We start from the raw sequence: 18,628 nt of genomic DNA on the forward strand, positions 1-18,628 counted from the left end.
CTTATAAAAAACAACAATTTCTCTTGCGCCAAATCAGATACCCAAAATTATCCCCATCTCCAGGGTAGGTATGTCCGGCCTCCCAGGTAATGACTGAACGGCCAAAGGGCTGGCAGCGTTTCGCATCAGGTAATGTATTGACTAACTGGTACCGATACCGGCTTTTAGGCAAAATGGAAGAGTGATAGGTGCGACAAAGTGCAGGCCAATCTTTACCAACAGAATCTTTAATTGCTCCAAGGCGATGAAGCTTAAAGTCGGTGCGTTCTGCCAGGAGTGTTGCAGCACTAATGGGACTTGCCTGATTCGCCACAAAACCATTGAGCGGGTAGGTAGATCCTTGAGCGCCCTGGCACCAGAATAGAGAATCCATGGCCGTTCCTGCCAATGCTTTGGTTGCATCTGCTGCACAAGACGCCCGTACTGGCGATGTGGTAAATAAGGTGGCCTCAGGATTAAGAACAAAAGCAAACTCCGAGTCATTCCATGTGGGATCCAGTTCACTCAAATACATCACATCAAAATCTTCTGTCTCCATACAGCCGATGGATGTAAGGACCTGCAGCCAATACATCAGAGGGTATTTGTACCAATGCACGTAATAAAATGCGCCTCGCCCATCCGTATCGGGCATTTGTGAACCACCAAGCCCCTGGTCTTTAATATGCAGTTGCACCCCAAGATTCACCATGCAATATGGCTTTCGTGTCACATCGACTAACGCAAAGGGTTCCCAATAACCGATAGTAACTCCTAAAAGTTGTAATTTGTTTGGGCAGGAACAGATAGGGTTCCCAGGATTTTTAGTATCAGGATACTGGCTTTTTACTACTTCGGAGGAGCCAATGGTTAATGGGAACAAACAATCCCAGCAAATGTCCGTTATAGGATTGACAAAATGCCCTTTACATTGTGACGCGTGCAATGAACAGATGAAGAATAAGCCTGCAGCAATTGAACAGAAGAGTCGTTTATTCATCATTCACTCCAATTTCTTTAATTTGCCAATCAAGACCTACCTGACTGACTATGCTTGGAACGTGTTGAAGCTGCAGCCGAGATGAAATGATGCCGTTCACATCAAAATAAATTCGACCAAAAAGCTCTGCGGCAACTCGAACATCACCACCGGTTAAAATGAACTTAACGTGCTTAAAATCGGTGTAATGTTTCTTAACCCAGGTAACCTGTCTTGCATCATCCGCATTAAAGAAAATCAGGGTTTTGAGGAAGTGAACGCGCTCAAATGGGTTTATCCGCGTTCCTGCTTTTGCAATTAAATACCCATCAGGTGTCCAGATATCATGAGATACAGTCACTGCCGGCGAGATGCGAAACGTCTTAGGCGTGCGAGTCGTGCTCAATGCCAAAGGGTGTGGTCTCATCGCTTGACGCGCTGCTTTCTGCTCTAAATCACGCTGAACATGCTCTAAATCACCACTTTGCTGTAATGCATTGAGTTTGTTCATAATGACTTTTCTTATATCCTCTTCTATAACAGGGAATGTCTGGCCATATTGACCAATATTTTTTGCATGACTTACAGGCTCTAATAAGAAGGCCAGACCAAGAATCAAGGAAAAAAATCGTTTGTTAGTGCGCTTCATGCTTTATCCTTGCTATGGTCAAAGCAATGAGCTCGTCCGTCACATCCACTTGGGAAGGTTTGTAACCAGTCAATACGGGCGCACTGACTAAGGTTACCCGGTGAGACCTTCCATAGTCCTTGATGACTTCTGGAAGGGCTCGTGAAAAGCGATCCATAATGTTTAATTGTTCATCATGAGTCAGTTTAGAACGGGCAAGCAGCACTGAAGGCGCCTCTATGGCACGATTCATATCAACCACCAAAAGAGGTAACGGCTTAGGCCACATCATCAACATACCCGCCAGGACTCCAATGAACCCACCAACTCCTGCAATGACCCAATATGTGGTGTTTAAGCGATTAAATGGCATAACCCCTCCCATAATGCAGTTCTGCGACATGCGATACCGCATCAAGAAATGCAAATCCTTGTGCCACATAATTAATGACCGCCTGATAGTCATCACCATCAGAAGATAAAAGCACGCGAGTAAACGGATCAACGAACAAGCGATGAAAGGAGGAAATACCGTTGGCGCGCAACAAGACTTGCGAAAAACCAGCTTCTTTCGCTATTGGGAATGATTTCAGAATAGTCATCTCGTAGTCCGAAAAAGTCTCATGCTTTTTTTGATGCTCTAAAAGCGGTGATTCTTCTTGTAAAAAAACAAGCTTTAAAGCGGAGTTTTCCCATGCGGCACGAGCTTCTGAAAACTCAAAATAATCCTCAATCCCCTGAGTAATCGTGACAAATGATGCTTTATGCCGCCGACCAGTACGAAAGCCTTTGGTAATAAAGTTCACTGCAATTGAATCTCCTGTAAAAAAAGACCAGGCTTCATCAATGATGCACATCTTTTGTTTGTTTCTGTCCGAGTTGAACATACGCCTTTGAAACTGAGAAATAACGGACAGGAGAACCGGTGCGCGAATGCTTTGATTGTCTTCAATTTCCTTCAAATCAACTACAATTATGCGGGCATCAGGCGATAACTGGGATGGTTCATTAAACGCCTTTCCATGCTCTGACGCAGAACAGTAACGCTGAAGGTTTTTAGACAAAATGCGCGCTGTAGGATAGGTTTCGCGGTCGTGCTCGTACAACGACAATAAGACTCCTGCCACCTCATCAATGCGCGTTTGATTCTGAGTTGTTCCAAAAGCGGTTAAAATGGCTTCTCTTAAAGTGCCTCTGTCGTCATCTGTAGCACCGCTGGTCGGGCAGGTTAATAATTCAAACAGGGCAATAATGTCATCAATCTCTCGTAAAATGTCCGTAACATGGGTAAAGGGATTCATCGCCAAATTGCTGTATTCAAGATAAGTCCCACCGAGCGCCTCACACAGTTTTCTGTAGCTCCCGCCTACATCAATAATAAAAATATCCCCGCCATTAAATAAAATATTGAGCATCAGCATCTGAATGAAAAAACTTTTTCCACCGCCCGATGTGCCGGTTACGGCCATATTGTAATTGCTGCCAAATGCACCCGAGAAAGGATCGATGCAGGCAAACTGATCGCGCATGGTGGGCAACAAAATACCCTTGCCCACCCCGCGCCAGTCAGAAAGAATTGGCATGTATTGGGTTGCATTCCATGAAGAAATTGGCCACATCATGGTTGGAAGAGAAAAATCCTTAGCCAGATTTCCTGTGAAAAAAAACGGCATCGAGACTAAAAAATACGGACATTGCATCCGTTTACACAATGCCAGTTTAATGTCATTGAACGCAAATACCGTGCGAGCAGCCTCCACATCACGCTCTTTTTCATGAGGTCTTGAAAAAAGAACCACGTTATAAAGCATCTTTACAGAACGAGTCTTCTGTGAGGATAAATCATCTCGAAAAGTACGCCATACTCTTGCCTGCTCCTCAGTTCCCGCTACATTCAAGGCATAATCACTTTTAGATTTTTTATCCAAATCACGGGTCTTACGGTTCGCCCTACCCTGAGCACGTCCCTGCTCTTCAACCAGATAGATGACCGAGATGATGTGATTACAGGATATTCTTTTATCAGGATGAAAAATGTTGCTGGTATTATTGATGTTCTCCCATAAACAATACTGACGAGGCAGGCGATCAATGGTCAGAACAGATACAGCTGTTTCATAAGCATGTCCAGCTTCATTAGCCCCTTGAATTACTACTTCATTGTTTTTAATTTCAATATCAAAGTCATGAGACAGCGCCTGCTCTTTAAGTAATTTGGTTTTGTCGTATATAACAGGGCGTGGGGTAATTGCATCAGGGCAATTATCCAGATAAAACTGAAGCAAATGCAAAAAATCAGTCGCATCTGCTTGCTTAAATCCAATTTTTGCAGCACCTAAGGATGCTTCAAATGAAACGCGAAACTGGCCAAAACAGGCTTTTAAATCACTCTCGGATTCTTTTTTGATTTTATCAATGACGATATAGCAATCCGTATGCGTTAATCGAGGTGCAAGCATCGTGTTGGTTTTAAAACCGTGTATGGCGGCTTTTTGATAAAATGCCTTAAGGTTCTCTCCTAACAGGCTTAAATTTTCAAATTCGCTTTTTGTGAACTGCGAAGTAAATGCCTCAATATCTTTCCCTACCTGATTGTGTTTGACGCAAATCAACTGCAAGGTGAACTCATGAGACACTTTAGATTGAAGCAGCGCATCCAGCTGCTCTGCTATGTGTTCATTCGCACCCGTTAAAGGGACAATGCGATAAATTAAACCCGCATTGTGTTCATTAAAAAACAGCTTCGATTCCTCATCAAAATATTGATAAGGTAATAGCTCCTCAGTAAAAGAAGGATATTGATGCGCATTGAGGTCAAAAGCGGCTCCGTTATCGGCTAGCCCTTTGTCATTCCAGGTCTCCTTTAGCAACTGATAAGTATCTTGAACCCATTCTATAGCGTTTGTAAGCATTGCTTCTCTCCTGTATTCGTGCCAGCGCCTATTTATAATCTGAATACAGATCTTGAATTCTTGCCTGCTGCACGAATTGACCATCGGGTGTATAGCGTTTTTCCTGCACCATACGATTCACCATTTCCATACTTTGACAACCACCCCTGTCAGCAAAGGGACATCTTGCATCCTGATTGTCGAGGATGGATTTCGAGCAGGCACATAACTGCGACACTAAGAAAAGGGTACTCAATAAAAATAGAGGTTTAGTCATGAAGTGGCTCCTCATTTTGTACGGTTGAAAATAATGGGGTAGAGGGTTGTCCTGGTTGATTTAAGAGGGGATTCTCAACAGGATTAACGGTTTGAACCATGGGCTCTGGATTATTGGACTGCATCAATGAAGCGCCATTCACAGGGTGTGTATTTAATTCATAGGCACGGCTTACAGTGGTTGTAACCCCAGACTCGTTTTGGGCATGTCCTTCATTGATAGCGCGTCCTGACTCGTACACCTGATGTTCTTTGTCTATCCAAAAGCCTTTAGTAAATAAAACGGACACACGACGACCAGCACGTGCCACAACCAGTGGATGATAAATATCAGCAATGCGCATTACATAGTCTGAAATACGATTGGCAGGATTACTAAGTGCACCACCAGCAGCCGATTGAGCCAGGGTTGATGCCTGCCCGTAGGTCGTAATGGTGCCAGCCCCCGGATTGATTGTTTGAGCGGTATTTAAATTCTTTAAGCCATCACCAAATCCTGCCAGCATGCCTGCCGCTGCCGAATAGGTTAAGAGCGGCTTTGTTTTTAGAATGGATGTTCCGCGTAAATCCTGCATGGCATCCAAATCAAATACAGAGCCGTAGGCCTTTTGTTCAAAATTGATGTTGTTTCCTGCGCAAGACAGTGTTTCTAAATGCATCACCACGGAACTTCCTGATAAATCACCATAAGTGGATACCAGGGCGACACAGTCTTCTAGATGAGAACGCTGGTTGTTGGGCATTATTCCTCCGCTGGTAAGGCGGATTAAAGCAGTTCCCATGTTTTTTGAGCCGTTTATTCCTGCATCACCTAAAACACCAGTCAGCAACACCCCTTCAACAAAGGTTCCCGCCCAAACGTAATTTTTAGAGGTTCGTACTTCCTTGTTTTTTTTCTTTCGGTTGTTAAATTGCACTGTTTCCAGTCCTGATTTTGCGAGCAGTTCGCGCTCTGCCTGATGCTTTTTCTTTTGCTGTGCTTCCATTTCTTCACGAGTTGGAGGCCTAACGGTGACCAGGCTTGCCTGACGGGTAGAAACTAGTGCAACCTGTAATTGTTCGTTCATTTTTTTATTTTCTTCTTCAAGGTGTGAAAGCTGTTCTTTCATGGCCTGGATCAAAGCTTTTGTTTCCGAATTTTCTGTTTTCACAGGTGCTGCTTCCTGCTGTTTTTTATGATGTTCTGCCACTAACTCTTTTAAAGAATCAATTTGTTGCTGCTGTTGCAGAAGGAGTGCCTCGTCACTGCCCTGATTAAAAGTACTTTCAAAAATACTCTCGAAGGGAGCTTCTTCCTGGTGGACTGGTTTTTTTTTCTCAGCTGATGAGTAGCAATAAAATCCATAGGATGCCCCACCCACCAGTAATAAAATGGCTGCGTGCTTCAATTGTTCCTTTTTGGCCAGTTTATTGGCATTTTGAGGTTTTAGCGTCAACCATCGTTTTATTTTTTTAAACATTACCTACTCTCCTTCCAACTCATTTTAAGCAGCTCCTGGTTTATCCCTGATTGCTGTATAACCCGTATAAATAAGCGATTTTTTTAGGTGGAAGCGCCTCATCACTTAATGACAGGGATTCTGCGTCCTTATGGGCAAATAAGGCGGTTGTAAGCGCCAGCTCATGATTTGATGTATTTTCTAACCGATAGATAAAGCCGGTGAAACGCTTCCCCTGATATTGTTTTTCAAGAGTTACCTTAATGTTTTTTTTAATGTAAAAAGAACGTGGAGTAATTCGCTTCTCATTAAATTCTTTGGGGGTCTCCCCTGCTTTCATGGCAGCGATTGCCTCATCTACTTCACTAGCATCAGGGGTATCCAGTTTCACAAATTTCAATTTTGTTTGAGCGCGAGGCACAAGCCTTAAGGTTTTTCCAACCGATTCATCAGGTGTCAGGGTAAGTGATACGTGATGTCCTTTATCTGTAGTTAGGAACAGGGTAATGGGAACTTGAAAATTGGGCTTTATATACACCGAAGAATCCGTGCTTTCAGGGTTATCCATCTCACTTTTATCGACTGTAATAGCATGCTCTGGGTAACTTAATTTAGTGATCGATTCTCCTTCAATAAACACACGATTAAAGTTAATACTCGATAAGGTCAGATTAAACTGCTCTCCTTCTTCAAAAGCGATGACCGAAGGAGGAGTGCTTGCACAAACAATTCCTGAGCACAAACAACTAATAAGAAGAATGGTTTTTTTAGCTTTTTCATAAATTGAGTTAGTCATGGTGTATCTCCTGAATGGACACAAGATTTAAAAGGCCTGATTGATGTGAAAACTGCACTCGATACATTTTGTGTTGTGGCTTTAATTGCAGTCCATGGCTTGTACGATGCAACTGCCCTTCGATTTGACCTTGATTTTTAGTGACATCCACGGATACTTTTTCGGCGTAAAACACTGAGCTTACATTTTTGTCATGTACTGTTTTGCGCTCGGCATCCAGTAGTTTGGAAAACGATTCCTGGTATTTCGCTGGAATCAGATGAGACAGCATGGTGTAGCGTGCATCAATGGTTTCAGGGTTGTAGGTCAGACGTAAGTCAGCTACTTTCTGCGTCATTTCTTTCAGGTATTCGGGTGAATAGCCTTTATCACCAATGCTAAACTCTAGACCAGTACACACAGGAAGCCAGTGAACCTGCTTATGCAGTAAGGTATAAAAATTTAAGGCGCAAAGAACAATAACTGCAAACGTACTCGATAGCGCCCAAATCAGTGTCAGCTTGAATAACAGTCTGTTTTTTGCAATCGCATTATCACGAAATGAAGTATCCATTAAATCACCTGATATAAATTCGGTTGGCAGAATCGGGCAAAGCTCGAAATAACAGAGACGTTAACCTGTGAGGCAGCGACCAATACACGATGGCAAACAGACTCCGCAGAGGTAGTCCGCCATACTTGATATGCATCGCAACGCTTAGGGCTGCGCCTATCATAAAAAGCTGATAGGCAAGTCCTGTTAAAAGCCCAATTCCCGTGAGTAAAAAAATGGGCAGGCCTGTGGTAACAGGAATACCCGCAATTTTAGGCTCATCAGAGAGCATGAATGTTTGGTAGTTACGAGCCATTATTTCAATGCCCAGTGAGTGAACACCATCAATACAGGAACACCTGCAAGGACTGCGATATTTTTGGTTTTGATGTAGGCATAAGCCCCTGCAAGCCCTTCTGCTAACAAAAGAAAATAAGGGAGATCTGAATCCGCTCCAAAGGTTGCCTTTACTTCCTCTTTTAATCCAGAAAGCCGATTCTCAGCAGCAAAACAGGAGTCTGGCATCAGGCACAGCAGCGCCAAACCAATCATTAAAAACGGGAGCAGTTGCCTGGCATAGAGATATCCTTTAAGGCTCAAATCGTTCATTGCTGTTCTGTATTTCATCACATTCTCCTTTTTTGGTTAAAAAAATCCCCTGAGCCCTAATTTGTGCTCATTTTTTATTCTTTTTATTTAATGAATCGTGTTTTTGTGGTTTTAAAAAGAGCGTTTATCCATTCATGGTTACTCCTTTATCAAGCATGCTTTGACTTAACAGGTGGTTGTTTTTTTTAAGTTCAACTAAAATTTGCGTCAGTAGGTGATTTGCAGAATCTAGTTTTTTGAACAAAGCCACATACTCAACTGCTTTGGCTACATCAGGAACCTCCTTATCCATTGCTAGCAAAAGCGTAAAAAGCGTTCCACCTGAAAGAATGTGTTTAAAATATTCGACATCCTGTTCATCATTTTCAGTTGAAACGGCAGTCAGATTCTGATTAATCTTAAAGTTGTTTTCAGGCAGTGTTGTGGGCTCTGCATGAATAACTCCACTCACAACGATAAGGGTCATCGACAGCATGAGTGTTTTAATTGGGTTCATTGAGCGCTCCTTTTATTTTTGTTATGAACTTAAGCTTTTAAAATTAGTCCGATGTTTGGTCTGTTTCTGGTATGTTGATGTTCTCAAGTTCACTTTTCATCACAATAACTCGTGCAAGATAGGGTTTTACCTTCGGTGATAAATGTGTACAGTAGCTTCTTACATTGCTGATTTCTTTTAATTCATTGTATCCATAAGCCATAGAAACAACTGCACTGTCTTTTTTATGATGCTGCAATTGGGCTCCTGCTGACTCCAGGTAGGCTGCAGCAATTGCGACATCTCCAGAACATAAATCGGAGTTGTTTTCTTTGGCAATCTGGTTTAGTTGATAAGACGTATCAAAAATTCGTCTTTCTAAATCGTAGTGATTCGAACTGGTTGCAACAGCACAGGGTGAACCCAGTGCGGTGATGATAAGTCCTACTATTACATTGATTCTCATTACTATTCCCTCTTTAACTCATTATTGTTTTTTAAATCCTATGCACTTTTTTTCATGAAGCTCTAATCAGGCTGCATCAAAAAATGCCCGCTAATGTTTTTACCAGACCTTGTTCCAATGCGGGTCTTGCTTCTGCAAAACTCAGATTGACTTTATCGGCATTGGATACCACCCGCGTTCTATAGCGTTGGTAATCACTGTGTTTGCTCAATGTCTGGGTGGTTCCAGATGCAGTGCCATTTTGAAGGTTGGAATTAAACTGCTCATGAACGGTACCGTTTCCAACACGTTCAGAAATTTGTACATCGGTAATCATCGTGTAATTCACTGCCTTGACTAGAGAATCTGCAGCCAAACCAATAATTCCTCCACCTATACCTGCACCAATCATGGTGCTTGAATGACCGCTTAATGCACCCAGTGCAGTTCCTGTTGCTGCCCCTGCCAATGCACTGCCATACCCACCACCTAGCGCGGATTGGCTTGCAGACACGCTCATTTTTCCAACCTTAAGAATATTGGCCTGCAGCAGGTAATGGGCTTTGGATGGATTTCCAACCACTTTATAGCCATGTTCTTCTAATGCCTGCTTTAGTGACTTATCAATGGATAATGACTCTTGAGAAGTATTCTTAACCGTGATGTAAATCGTTTTTTGACTTTGAGCTACAGGATCAAGAAAAATCGTTTGGCTGAGTTTTGTATCTGTTTCTAAGTTGCGATGTTCGATCACTGTTGATGTTGCAGCACAGCTCACCAATAGGGCAAAAGATCCAGTTAAAGCTAAAGTGGTGATTGCCTTTTGTATCTGGTTAATGCATGGTTTCATTTTATTCCCTTAACTCGTTAGTATGGTGATTTGGTTGGTTAATGAGTCTGTACGCCCCGTGCTTCCTTCCACTGACCAGGCGTATTTAAAAACAGAGATTGTTCTTTTTTAATTTTTTGATGTATTTCCTGACGATGAATAATTACATCTTGTGGTGCATCGAACCCTAAGCGGACTTGATTACCCTTAACACCGAGCACGGTGATATAAATGTCATCATTGATTAGTACGGTTTCGCCTATTCTACGTGTAAGTATTAACATGCTGTGTTCCTTTTATTGGTTAGTGAATTGAATATTCTTTTTTTTGTGAATCAATCTCGAATCGAAGCGCTTCGCATGCCAATCGTGCCTCCATTGCAATGTGCCAGAAATCGCATTCAGGGATTTCCTGGTAGGCCAGAGCCAAAGACTCAGAGCAAGCGTTTAAAAGACAGTACAGTTCTTCCTTTGTAAACAGTTTTAAACATGGAATTTGTTTCATCATGCAACTCCCAATAACTGGCGAATTTTCGCAAGGTGTGTTGTTGCAATGTCTTTTGATTGAGGCAAAGCGCACAGCACCTTCTCTTTAATTTCCGGGATCTGGTGTCCTTGTCTCATTAAATGACATACCTGTTCATATGCCTCTTTAAATACTGCAAAAGAATGGCCTTCATTATCAATTTCCAGAAATTTAAGCCCCAGTCTTTTGGCAGTAAATTTAACCACTGCATGACTCCAGTTTGGGTTCGTTGAATAAGCGCTGTTTAAAACCTCCCTATGCGCCTCGGCAGCAGAAGGCAGGCGCAAATCACTATAAAAGCCAAGACACAAAGCTCGAAACTGCAGGCAATTGGGTGGAAATTCACAAAACTTGTCGCCTTTACTCAATGTCATTAATCGCTCCACACCACTGTCTAATGCTTTTGGAGTTAAATCTTTAAGTGCAGCAAACCAAACTCCTGTATCTTTCACTCCATGCTTACTGATAAAAAGTTGCCCGTATATTGCAGTCAGCTTCATCCAGAGGCTGGACAAGTGTTCCTTCGATAAATGAACCGGAGTTGAGTTCACTGCCTGAGGTGTCCCAGAGTGAGTCGATTGAAATGCCATGATGTTCGCTGACTCGCTCAAGTGCTGTTTGGTTAAGAGTGCTTTGATTTGTACCACGCTCATTGTGATGACTCCTTAATTGTCCTTGTGCCTTTTGTAGTTGTTTTTGCATGTATTGGGCATCTCGCTCAAGCCAGTTAATGAATACTGGATTAAAGTCAGCCCATAGAGTGTTTTGTTTCTTGTTGTGCTTGATAAACGCCTGAATTTCTTCTTTGTCAGTGACTTTGGTTAGTCCCATGGAAAATGCCATTTCGATGGTTTTTGTGTTTGGGTAAAAGTCATCGCTAATTTGCTTTTTGCTGCAAGAAAAATCATTGCCCGCAGTTTGAGTTTGTTTGTTTGAGTTAGTTATATTAAATATATTAATATTCTTTACTGCAGTATCAGCTGTGTATTGATCTGTGTACAGTTCGGTGTATTCCTGTGTGTTATCAAGCGATTTTAATTCATCATTTTTCTTAGCATTTTCAATGGTTTTAGATATGGATTGTTCATCCCTGCATTCTGTGTACACTTCTGATTGCTCAAGAAAATCGGCATAAATCTTTGGTAATTTTGGGAACTGAAATTGTAGTTTTTGGCCTTCACTAATAACTTTAAAATCTTCCGGACATTGTTTTTCAATGGATCGCAAATAACTTCGAATGGTTTCTTTTTGAGGAGCTCCTGACCCAGTTCTTCCAGGAGCTTTGCTGATAGTTAATAAATCGGCAATGTCTCGGTAAGTAATTCCAGTAACTATTCCTGTTAGCGGATTTGCTAGCGTTATAAGAGACTTTATTAAAGTTGTGTGTGCGTGTAATAACCCTTTAAATCTATTCTCAATATTTATTCGTGCTTGTTTATATGGTTCAAAATAATTCACATCAAATTCCCTTTACCCGTACTATAGAATAAAATTTTATCTATTCATGGTTAAAAAGTCAATGAAAATTTAACCATGGGGGATTATTTGTTATGATAAAATTATCCATTTATTTGTGAGATATAAAATCGACAATTGTTTTAAGGTAGTTTTAACGATGATTTTTTAACTCCATTGGTATACTATGTTATTTATAAAACAACCAACTTAGTTATTTTTATAATATGAAAAACTCGTTACTCGATAACCCATCTAGTGCAGAATCACGAGGAAAAAGAATAAGATTTGTTCGCGACCATCTTTTATCTCTTACTAGGAATGAATTCTGTCAAGATAGCGATATTACTTCTGCAGCAATCAAAGGATGGGAATTGGGCTGGGGAGGTGGATTAACTCAGCAGGGGGCTGAAAAAATCGCTAAGCGTGCTAAACAACTCAATGTGTATTGCTCAGATTCATGGCTCATGCATGGCATTGGGCGAGAGGCTATTCATCTAACAAAAGATTTAGATATACAAGAGATCGATGAAAATCATATCGCTAAGGAATTACTGCTATTTAGCGAACTCCATAATTCTGTTAATGCTATTGTTAAAGATGATGGAATGACCCCCCTTTTATACCCAGGTAATTATGTTGCAGGAATAATATACAATAAAATTGAAAATGCTATTGGAAAAGAATGCATTGTTATTGATGATAACAATGATATATACATCAGAATTCTGATGCCAGGTAACGACCAAAACTTATTTAATTTAGTTTGTCTCAATCAAAATCCAAGTCTTGTAAAAAAAGAAATTAAGAATATATCTGTAAGAATTGCAGCCCCTATCATTTGGATACGTAGAGTTTTTTTAGAGAGCGACTCTTGATGGGACGATATGATAAAGACATTTTAAATCATCCAGAATTTTATATAGTTAAATTCACCCAAAATTTAAACAAGCCCTATGTTCTTTTTATCCATGGGGGCCCTGGGTTTAATTGCGGAACAATAGAATATCTTATTGATAATAATAAATTATTTAGCTCACTAAACTACAATATCATATTGTATGATCAACGAAACTGCGGTAAATCTAAGAAAACATCTATGGTCGTTTCGCATCAGGATAATATAGAGGATTTACAAAGAATAATTTTATATATAACAGAATTTTGTGAAATTGAAACGCAAGCTTTAATTGGACATAGTTATGGTGCAAAATTACTTTTTGATTACTATAAAAAATTCTCATCATTTATCCCAGGTGTTTTTGTCTCTACAGCCAATTCTATACTTACTCCCCGACTAAATAACTTGATGCTTGATCTATCCTATTTAAAAAAGAGTAACTTGGTTGAGTATAATAAATTATTCAATGCAATAAATGATCTTGATCTTAATAAAATATGGGAAATATCAGAACAATTAACACCTCTATTTCAAGAAAACGAAGATAGGCCATACTTCTACTGGGCAAATTTAGAGTGTTTCCATATGGTTCAGGAAATTCAAAAGCGCATTCGACTTCCTACAGATACAGAAACGTTCATTAGTGTAAGAAAAGATCTTTATTCAAGTGAATTAAATTTTCCAGTTGATATTGATACGCTTGGTATCTCTAAATTATGGATAAATGGTTTTCATGATTTCGTTATGAACGGACAAGAAGCAGCGTTGTCAAAAAATAAAAATATTTTAACTTTCTATAAATCTGCTCACTATCCACACATAGAAGAAAATAATCATTTTAGTGAGATTTTAAATGAATTTATCAAACATTCTTAAAGTTATTGTCTTAATATTTTTTTTATCAGTATGCCCTGCTGTCATGGCTAATAATCAAATTAAAATATGCTTAACAGGGAGAGTTGTTGAAAACTTAAAATCCTATGGCCAATCATTTGAAAATGCTGCGAATCTTGCTTTAGACCAAGGTGAAAAATTTGGTAAAGTCGAGATTAAAAATTATTTTTACAATAATAGGCCTCTAGAGCCAATGCATGCGTATAAAAAAATGGTAAGTGAGGGCTGTTCAGCAATTATTGGATTTGAATATCTTTCCGATCTTTTATTGGCAATTAAAGAACAGAAAAACAATAATATACCAATATTTACCTCGTATGCTAGCACTACTGAAGTAGATAAATTGCCTAATAATGTATTTATATTTATGCCAAGCTATGATTCCCAAGCCAAAGAAATGTTAAATTATTTACGGAGCCGATTTAATAAAATAGATGACGTATTATTAGTTACAGAGATTAATCGTGATGAAATGTTAAAATATAAAGAGGTATATTCTGATGTCTTAAATAAAGAATATATTAAATATGACACATTCGATTTTTTAGAAAATGATAAAGAAATTTTAAATAAATTACATATATTTTTAAAGAAAAAGAAATATAACTATGTTTTTCTATTGTCGGGTGCAATCGCATCAGCAAAGATTGCCGATGCTATGAATAATCAAAATACAATATTTATCGGGACAGAGAATTTTGGGTCATCAGTAAGTCCAACTTTTTTTATGCGGCTTAATAATAAATTGATCCAATCGTATTTTATTCGCAATTTAGATTTCATAAAACCAAGCCCTGCTTTGCAGGCATTTGAAAGTATTTATACTAAAAAATATCATGAACAACCTACAATATTAGCTGCATATACATACGATGCGATGCGAATTATTTTAAACGCATTTAAGGTGGTTGGTTTCATTGATACACATAGTATATTTAAGATTAATTATAATGGGATCACCGGGGCATATATCAATAATGGTAAATTCCATCGTTCGACAAATTATATAATTTTGTCTGTAAATAAAGATGGATATAAATATGAAAAATAAAAGCCATTCAATAAAAACTATATTTATAAAAAAAATGGCATACTCAGCATTTATTCAGTTTTTTGTTTTTGGATTGATTTTACTACTGGCAAAAGAGTATTTTGATAATAGTCAGATAGGATCATTATCGAAAAATTTAATAATAAATGACTCATTTACTACGGATGAAATCGGAAGATATCAGTTGCTGAATAATAAACACGCATTAGATTTGGCATTGTACAACTTAGAAAATGAACGTAAATTAGACTCAATAAAGTTTGTCTCCGCTCAAAAACCATTGGAGAATCTTGGATCTTGTCAGTCAATTAGTGGCAATATCCATACAATTTGCAAAGCGGATAATGGTCAGTTTTCCGGTATAACTGCAATTAAAAAAGATGACCAAATACTTGGATATGTGATATCAAAAAAGCAATATAACTCGATTTTTTTAATACCTGCTTCTCATGGTCTTTTATTGATTTTAATAACGGTTATTGGAATATTTCTTTTTAATTTTCTATTTCTATTCTTATCTATGAGAAAGACCATTGCAAATAGCACAGGATATTTACTTGATTTTATTTCTTCACATCAAAATAATAATGCCTCTGAATTTTCGAAAGTAGATATTGATGAGTATAGACAAATAGCAACTAAATTTATTGAGGAACATAGCCAAACATTAAGCTTACAAAAGGAAAAGGCTTACTATGATGCAAGAAAACAGATTGCTGAGCAAGTTGCTCATGACATCCGGTCACCATTAGCGGCAATTAATACAGCTTTATCTGATGTGACTTCAATTTCAGAAAATAAGCGTATTATGATTAGAAGTGCAGCTAAGAGAATTAATGATATTGCGAATAATATACTATCACAGTCAAAACATAATTCTTCTGAGTTGGGAAGTAACGATTTAGATAGAAATATATTACCTGAATTAATATTTGTTGTTTTAGACAATATCGTTTCTGAAAAACGGTATGAATATCATAACTCAAAAATTGACATCCAATTAAAAGTATCACCATGTTGTTATAGTAGTTTTTCTAATATTAATCTAGTTTCTTTTAAACGAGTATTATCAAACCTTATAAATAACAGCATTGAAGCTATTGATTGTAGTGGGTTCGTAATTATTTCCCTACGATGTGATAATAACCAGGTTGAAATTACTATTGAAGATAACGGATGTGGGATTCCTTCAGAAATTCTACCCCAAGTAACTGAGCAAGGATTTAGCTTTAATAAAAAAAATGGTGCTGGTTTTGGTTTATCCTATTCTAAAAAATACATAGGATTGCTTAATGGAAAAATAGAACTTCATTCAGAAGTTGGTATAGGTACGAAAGTTACAATTTTTTTACCTCGCTCTAATCCCCCTGTTTGGTTCTGTGAAGCATTATTTATTAAAAATCAATCGGTAATTATTGTATTGGATGATGATCCATCAATCCATGAGGCATGGAATGAAAAATTTATAGGTTTTTCTGACATTAGGATAGTACACTTCTATAATGCATCTGATTTGACATTAAAAAAAATAGAAGAATTAAAACCTGATATATATCTAATTGACTATGAGTTACTTGCGGATAATAAAAACGGATTGGACGTTATTGCTGATCTTGAATTAAAAACCAAAGCTTTTCTAGTAACCAGTTGTTTCGAAGACTTGACTGTACGCAATCGATGCAAAAAACTTGATGTTCAAATTATACCAAAACCATATGTTCCTTATATTAAGATTAACCTCTGCCATCAGCGTGTAAGTAATGCATCCTTCGTTTTTATTGATGACGATGAAATGATGCGAACCACTTGGGCCTTTGCCGCAAGTGATGCGGGTACACAAATCGCGCTTTATTCCTCCATGGATGAATTCATGAGTGTAATTAATGATTATACCAGTGATACAATAATTTATATTGATTCAGATCTTGATAACAATATCAAAGGGGAAATTGAAGCTAAAAAGCTTTTTGATCTTGGTTTCACGGAAATTCATCTAGCTACAGGACATTCTCCGAAGCGGTTTGAAAATATGCCTTGGTTAAAGTCTATTATTGGGAAGTCGCCACCTTTTTAAAGAAGAAATTCATATGAATTTAGAAGAAAAAAATAAGCTAATTCACGATGTTACGAATTCATTCGTAGTTATTAAAAGCATATCAAAATCAGCATCTAATTTTGTTAATAAAATCTTAGAAAATGATAACTCCCTTAGTGTTGCTCAAGCCGATTTATTTAAAAACGCAATGTTATCCCTTCAAAAAGAGATATCTAAGATTGAAATTATATTTCACGATAATTTTGATAAATGGTAGAAGTTCATTGATATGAAACCACCTTGTCCCAATCAATTGAGTTGGTTAAATTTCCTACTACGATACTAAAATTGTAGTTATCATCTAATTTTTGGGACTCAAAAATATATTTTTTCCATTCAACCAGGTCTTCTTTATATTCATTTTCTGAAAACAAGAACAATATATTTTCTTTTTCTTTTATTTTTTTGATAAGTTCATCTGGAAAAGAATAATCTTTTAATAAATCAACTTGACTGTTAATTTTATCTTGATCTGATATGAGCAACCACGTTGGTTTACCATCTCTTGTCAAAAATAAAAAACTACCCAATCGATCAATAAGATAGTATTCAATTGCGGCATTTTGTTTAATAATTTTATTAAACAAATCTTTGAATGAATCATTATTTAATAAGGATTTTAATGATCCACCACCATAATTAAGAGAATCACGTGAAAAATTAATAAAATATTTATTTGTTAACTCATTAATATAGATTTTCAATTGTTCAAATAAATTAGCATGTGTCTTTAATATAAATTTATCTATAATCCCATCATTAAACGCGTTGATTGCAATATCACTATCAGCTTCGGCTGTTAGTAGTATCTTATATATGTTTCTATCACGTAGTTGTTTACAAAATTCAATACCATTAATTTTCGGCATTGAATAATCAACAACTAATACAGCAACATTATTAAAACGTGAAGGTTCATAAATCATATTAACCATGTTGAATGTTGTTGTTATAGAGTTGCCATTTAGATCTAAGTTATTATTCTCTTTTTCCATTGCTGTGAATTGAAATATGCTTTCGTTACTATTTTTGCATTGCTCCATCGCGCTATCTGGGTTCGTAAACATGAGTAGATTTTCTTGTTCGTACAACTCTAAAGCAACAGCATCTAGAAAAGCTTGATTATCATCAAGAAAAACAACTTTAGTGGGATGATAGAAACTCATTATATTAGTATTTAATACATTCATATTTTTTCCATTTACATCTAACGTATAAACCAACTGTTAAGATCTTATTGATAATTCTTCTATAAGAGAAGATAAAATCTATTTTTGATTTCTTTCTTTATATCATGTTCTTTTAAACCGAAATTGCTCCTTATGTTATCACAACGCGATAGAACCACAAAAAAACAACATTTATCTAAAAAATTCCTTCTGTTGAATTTCTCTTATGATTTGAGTATTTATTTTATATTTAACCCAGCCACCCCGCCCAACCTTTTGATCGGCTCGGATAAGTATTCCTGCATTATTTAAACGGAACAAAGTGTTTTTAAGAGATTTTTGATTGACTTGAGTTAATTTGGATATTGATTCGAGTGTTAACTCATCAGTTGTATCTGATTTGTTTATTTTAATGTTTTTGTATAGTGCAATTATAATTGCCCGCTGGTTGCCAACTAATTTTGAAAAGCTAATTTGAGGATTTTTTTCCAATACTGGATCTTGAGCATCAAATGTTTTAGATGCCAAATCATTAACCTTTTCGTGAACCGATTGTGAACCGTTATTTGTATTGTTATTAGATACAGGGTTCGCATGAACTGATGTGCTTGCAACAGGCACCGATTGTTGGGTGATGCTATGCTCGTGAACCGATTGTGA

General features: G+C 37.7%; 24 protein-coding genes. 5 read left to right on the forward strand and 19 right to left on the reverse strand.

Annotation, left to right across the window (positions count from 1 at the left end; genetic code table 11):
- Position 1 precedes the first annotated feature (1 nt).
- The 17 genes from traU to Lery_RS11205 form a co-directional block, all read right to left on the reverse strand.
- Positions 2-979: a conjugal transfer pilus assembly protein TraU gene (gene traU / locus Lery_RS11125; RefSeq protein ID WP_058527330.1), complete on the reverse strand. Its 978-nt coding sequence runs from the start codon at positions 977-979 to the stop codon at positions 2-4.
- Positions 972-1,607 carry a type-F conjugative transfer system protein TraW gene (gene traW, locus Lery_RS11130; RefSeq protein WP_058527331.1) on the reverse strand — a complete coding sequence of 212 codons (636 nt, stop codon included), beginning with the start codon at positions 1,605-1,607 and terminating at the stop codon, positions 972-974. The genes traU and traW overlap by 8 nt, the downstream gene beginning before the upstream one ends.
- Positions 1,594-1,959 (reverse strand): TrbI F-type domain-containing protein, encoded by a 366-nt coding sequence (locus Lery_RS11135; RefSeq protein WP_058527332.1) that lies wholly within the window; start codon positions 1,957-1,959, stop codon positions 1,594-1,596. The genes traW and Lery_RS11135 overlap by 14 nt, the downstream gene beginning before the upstream one ends.
- Positions 1,949-4,582 carry a type IV secretion system protein TraC gene (traC, locus tag Lery_RS11140; RefSeq protein ID WP_237759218.1) on the reverse strand — a complete coding sequence of 878 codons (2,634 nt, stop codon included), beginning with the start codon at positions 4,580-4,582 and terminating at the stop codon, positions 1,949-1,951. The genes Lery_RS11135 and traC overlap by 11 nt, the downstream gene beginning before the upstream one ends.
- The gene (locus Lery_RS15445) at positions 4,527-4,754 is read right to left on the reverse strand and encodes a hypothetical protein (RefSeq protein WP_031562476.1); all 228 of its coding nucleotides are present in this window, start codon (positions 4,752-4,754) and stop codon (positions 4,527-4,529) included. The genes traC and Lery_RS15445 overlap by 56 nt, the downstream gene beginning before the upstream one ends.
- Positions 4,747-6,213 carry a TraB/VirB10 family protein gene (locus Lery_RS11150; RefSeq protein WP_058527334.1) on the reverse strand — a complete coding sequence of 489 codons (1,467 nt, stop codon included), beginning with the start codon at positions 6,211-6,213 and terminating at the stop codon, positions 4,747-4,749. The genes Lery_RS15445 and Lery_RS11150 overlap by 8 nt, the downstream gene beginning before the upstream one ends.
- 40 nt (positions 6,214-6,253) lie before the next feature.
- On the reverse strand, positions 6,254-6,988 hold the full coding sequence (traK, locus tag Lery_RS11155) for a type-F conjugative transfer system secretin TraK (protein ID WP_058527335.1): 735 nt from the start codon (positions 6,986-6,988) through the stop codon (positions 6,254-6,256).
- The gene (locus tag Lery_RS11160) at positions 6,981-7,541 is read right to left on the reverse strand and encodes a TraE/TraK family type IV conjugative transfer system protein (protein ID WP_058527336.1); all 561 of its coding nucleotides are present in this window, start codon (positions 7,539-7,541) and stop codon (positions 6,981-6,983) included. The genes traK and Lery_RS11160 overlap by 8 nt, the downstream gene beginning before the upstream one ends.
- Positions 7,542-7,545: 4 nt before the next feature.
- The gene (traL, locus tag Lery_RS11165; RefSeq protein WP_021460416.1) at positions 7,546-7,836 is read right to left on the reverse strand and encodes a type IV conjugative transfer system protein TraL; all 291 of its coding nucleotides are present in this window, start codon (positions 7,834-7,836) and stop codon (positions 7,546-7,548) included.
- Positions 7,836-8,147 carry a type IV conjugative transfer system pilin TraA gene (locus tag Lery_RS11170; RefSeq protein ID WP_031562484.1) on the reverse strand — a complete coding sequence of 104 codons (312 nt, stop codon included), beginning with the start codon at positions 8,145-8,147 and terminating at the stop codon, positions 7,836-7,838. The genes traL and Lery_RS11170 overlap by 1 nt, the downstream gene beginning before the upstream one ends.
- A 106-nt stretch (positions 8,148-8,253) precedes the next feature.
- Positions 8,254-8,625: a hypothetical protein gene (locus Lery_RS11175; protein WP_058527337.1), complete on the reverse strand. Its 372-nt coding sequence runs from the start codon at positions 8,623-8,625 to the stop codon at positions 8,254-8,256.
- Between the two features lie 43 nt (positions 8,626-8,668).
- Complete coding sequence (locus Lery_RS11180) at positions 8,669-9,070, reverse strand: hypothetical protein (protein WP_058527338.1); 402 nt, start codon at positions 9,068-9,070, stop codon at positions 8,669-8,671.
- 76 nt (positions 9,071-9,146) lie between these two features.
- Positions 9,147-9,899 (reverse strand): complement resistance protein TraT, encoded by a 753-nt coding sequence (locus Lery_RS11185; RefSeq protein WP_058527339.1) that lies wholly within the window; start codon positions 9,897-9,899, stop codon positions 9,147-9,149.
- 38 nt (positions 9,900-9,937) lie between these two features.
- Complete coding sequence (csrA, locus tag Lery_RS11190; RefSeq protein ID WP_058527340.1) at positions 9,938-10,162, reverse strand: carbon storage regulator CsrA; 225 nt, start codon at positions 10,160-10,162, stop codon at positions 9,938-9,940.
- Positions 10,163-10,181: 19 nt separating this feature from the next.
- A complete protein-coding gene (locus Lery_RS11195) occupies positions 10,182-10,385 on the reverse strand; it encodes a hypothetical protein (RefSeq protein ID WP_014845157.1) in 204 nt (67 codons plus the stop codon).
- Positions 10,382-10,855 carry a hypothetical protein gene (locus Lery_RS11200; RefSeq protein ID WP_237759219.1) on the reverse strand — a complete coding sequence of 158 codons (474 nt, stop codon included), beginning with the start codon at positions 10,853-10,855 and terminating at the stop codon, positions 10,382-10,384. Before Lery_RS11200 ends, Lery_RS11195 begins: the two co-directional genes overlap by 4 nt.
- 7 nt (positions 10,856-10,862) lie before the next feature.
- Entirely contained in the window at positions 10,863-11,861 is a 999-nt protein-coding gene (locus Lery_RS11205; protein WP_058527342.1) for a hypothetical protein, read from the reverse strand.
- A 224-nt stretch (positions 11,862-12,085) separates the two neighbouring features.
- On the opposite strand from Lery_RS11205, the gene Lery_RS11210 reads away from it, so the two are divergent.
- The 5 genes from Lery_RS11210 to Lery_RS11230 are packed head-to-tail and all read left to right on the forward strand — an operon-like array spanning position 12,086 to position 17,016.
- Positions 12,086-12,736, forward strand: coding sequence for a hypothetical protein (locus tag Lery_RS11210; RefSeq protein WP_058527343.1), 651 nt, complete (start codon positions 12,086-12,088; stop codon positions 12,734-12,736).
- Positions 12,736-13,635 carry an alpha/beta fold hydrolase gene (locus Lery_RS11215; RefSeq protein ID WP_058527344.1) on the forward strand — a complete coding sequence of 300 codons (900 nt, stop codon included), beginning with the start codon at positions 12,736-12,738 and terminating at the stop codon, positions 13,633-13,635. The genes Lery_RS11210 and Lery_RS11215 overlap by 1 nt, the downstream gene beginning before the upstream one ends.
- Complete coding sequence (locus Lery_RS11220; RefSeq protein ID WP_058527345.1) at positions 13,613-14,704, forward strand: type 1 periplasmic-binding domain-containing protein; 1,092 nt, start codon at positions 13,613-13,615, stop codon at positions 14,702-14,704. The genes Lery_RS11215 and Lery_RS11220 overlap by 23 nt, the downstream gene beginning before the upstream one ends.
- Positions 14,694-16,778, forward strand: a complete 2,085-nt coding sequence (locus Lery_RS11225; RefSeq protein WP_058527346.1) for an ATP-binding response regulator — start codon at positions 14,694-14,696, stop codon at positions 16,776-16,778. The genes Lery_RS11220 and Lery_RS11225 overlap by 11 nt, the downstream gene beginning before the upstream one ends.
- Positions 16,779-16,791: 13 nt before the next feature.
- The gene (locus Lery_RS11230) at positions 16,792-17,016 is read left to right on the forward strand and encodes a hypothetical protein (protein ID WP_058475047.1); all 225 of its coding nucleotides are present in this window, start codon (positions 16,792-16,794) and stop codon (positions 17,014-17,016) included.
- Positions 17,017-17,020: 4 nt separating this feature from the next.
- On the opposite strand, the gene Lery_RS11235 is transcribed toward Lery_RS11230, so the two are convergent.
- Both Lery_RS11235 and Lery_RS15450 read right to left on the reverse strand, forming a co-directional pair.
- Positions 17,021-17,989 carry a response regulator gene (locus tag Lery_RS11235; protein ID WP_058527347.1) on the reverse strand — a complete coding sequence of 323 codons (969 nt, stop codon included), beginning with the start codon at positions 17,987-17,989 and terminating at the stop codon, positions 17,021-17,023.
- Between the two features lie 171 nt (positions 17,990-18,160).
- The coding region (locus Lery_RS15450; RefSeq protein ID WP_162262967.1) for a hypothetical protein at positions 18,161-18,628 on the reverse strand (468 nt) is incomplete at its 5' end.

Origin of the sequence: Legionella erythra, from assembly GCF_001467615.1 — a bacterium.
Classification (GTDB): Bacteria; Pseudomonadota; Gammaproteobacteria; order Legionellales; family Legionellaceae; genus Legionella_C; species Legionella_C erythra.

Bases quoted from the DNA above. Each gene is read 5' to 3' on its own strand.
- traU (WP_058527330.1), bottom strand. From the start codon at position 979: ATGAATAAACGACTCTTCTGTTCAATTGCTGCAGGCTTATTCTTCATC.
- traW (WP_058527331.1), bottom strand. From the start codon at position 1,607: ATGAAGCGCACTAACAAACGATTTTTTTCCTTGATTCTTGGTCTGGCC.
- Lery_RS11135 (WP_058527332.1), bottom strand. From the start codon at position 1,959: ATGCCATTTAATCGCTTAAACACCACATATTGGGTCATTGCAGGAGTT.
- traC (WP_237759218.1), bottom strand. From the start codon at position 4,582: ATGGTCAATTCGTGCAGCAGGCAAGAATTCAAGATCTGTATTCAGATT.
- Lery_RS15445 (WP_031562476.1), bottom strand. From the start codon at position 4,754: ATGACTAAACCTCTATTTTTATTGAGTACCCTTTTCTTAGTGTCGCAG.
- Lery_RS11150 (WP_058527334.1), bottom strand. From the start codon at position 6,213: ATGTTTAAAAAAATAAAACGATGGTTGACGCTAAAACCTCAAAATGCC.
- traK (WP_058527335.1), bottom strand. From the start codon at position 6,988: ATGACTAACTCAATTTATGAAAAAGCTAAAAAAACCATTCTTCTTATT.
- Lery_RS11160 (WP_058527336.1), bottom strand. From the start codon at position 7,541: ATGGATACTTCATTTCGTGATAATGCGATTGCAAAAAACAGACTGTTA.
- traL (WP_021460416.1), bottom strand. From the start codon at position 7,836: ATGGCTCGTAACTACCAAACATTCATGCTCTCTGATGAGCCTAAAATT.
- Lery_RS11170 (WP_031562484.1), bottom strand. From the start codon at position 8,147: ATGAAATACAGAACAGCAATGAACGATTTGAGCCTTAAAGGATATCTC.
- Lery_RS11175 (WP_058527337.1), bottom strand. From the start codon at position 8,625: ATGAACCCAATTAAAACACTCATGCTGTCGATGACCCTTATCGTTGTG.
- Lery_RS11180 (WP_058527338.1), bottom strand. From the start codon at position 9,070: ATGAGAATCAATGTAATAGTAGGACTTATCATCACCGCACTGGGTTCA.
- Lery_RS11185 (WP_058527339.1), bottom strand. From the start codon at position 9,899: ATGAAACCATGCATTAACCAGATACAAAAGGCAATCACCACTTTAGCT.
- csrA (WP_058527340.1), bottom strand. From the start codon at position 10,162: ATGTTAATACTTACACGTAGAATAGGCGAAACCGTACTAATCAATGAT.
- Lery_RS11195 (WP_014845157.1), bottom strand. From the start codon at position 10,385: ATGATGAAACAAATTCCATGTTTAAAACTGTTTACAAAGGAAGAACTG.
- Lery_RS11210 (WP_058527343.1), top strand. From the start codon at position 12,086: ATGAAAAACTCGTTACTCGATAACCCATCTAGTGCAGAATCACGAGGA.
- Lery_RS11215 (WP_058527344.1), top strand. From the start codon at position 12,736: ATGGGACGATATGATAAAGACATTTTAAATCATCCAGAATTTTATATA.
- Lery_RS11220 (WP_058527345.1), top strand. From the start codon at position 13,613: ATGAATTTATCAAACATTCTTAAAGTTATTGTCTTAATATTTTTTTTA.
- Lery_RS11225 (WP_058527346.1), top strand. From the start codon at position 14,694: ATGAAAAATAAAAGCCATTCAATAAAAACTATATTTATAAAAAAAATG.
- Lery_RS11230 (WP_058475047.1), top strand. From the start codon at position 16,792: ATGAATTTAGAAGAAAAAAATAAGCTAATTCACGATGTTACGAATTCA.
- Lery_RS11235 (WP_058527347.1), bottom strand. From the start codon at position 17,989: ATGAATGTATTAAATACTAATATAATGAGTTTCTATCATCCCACTAAA.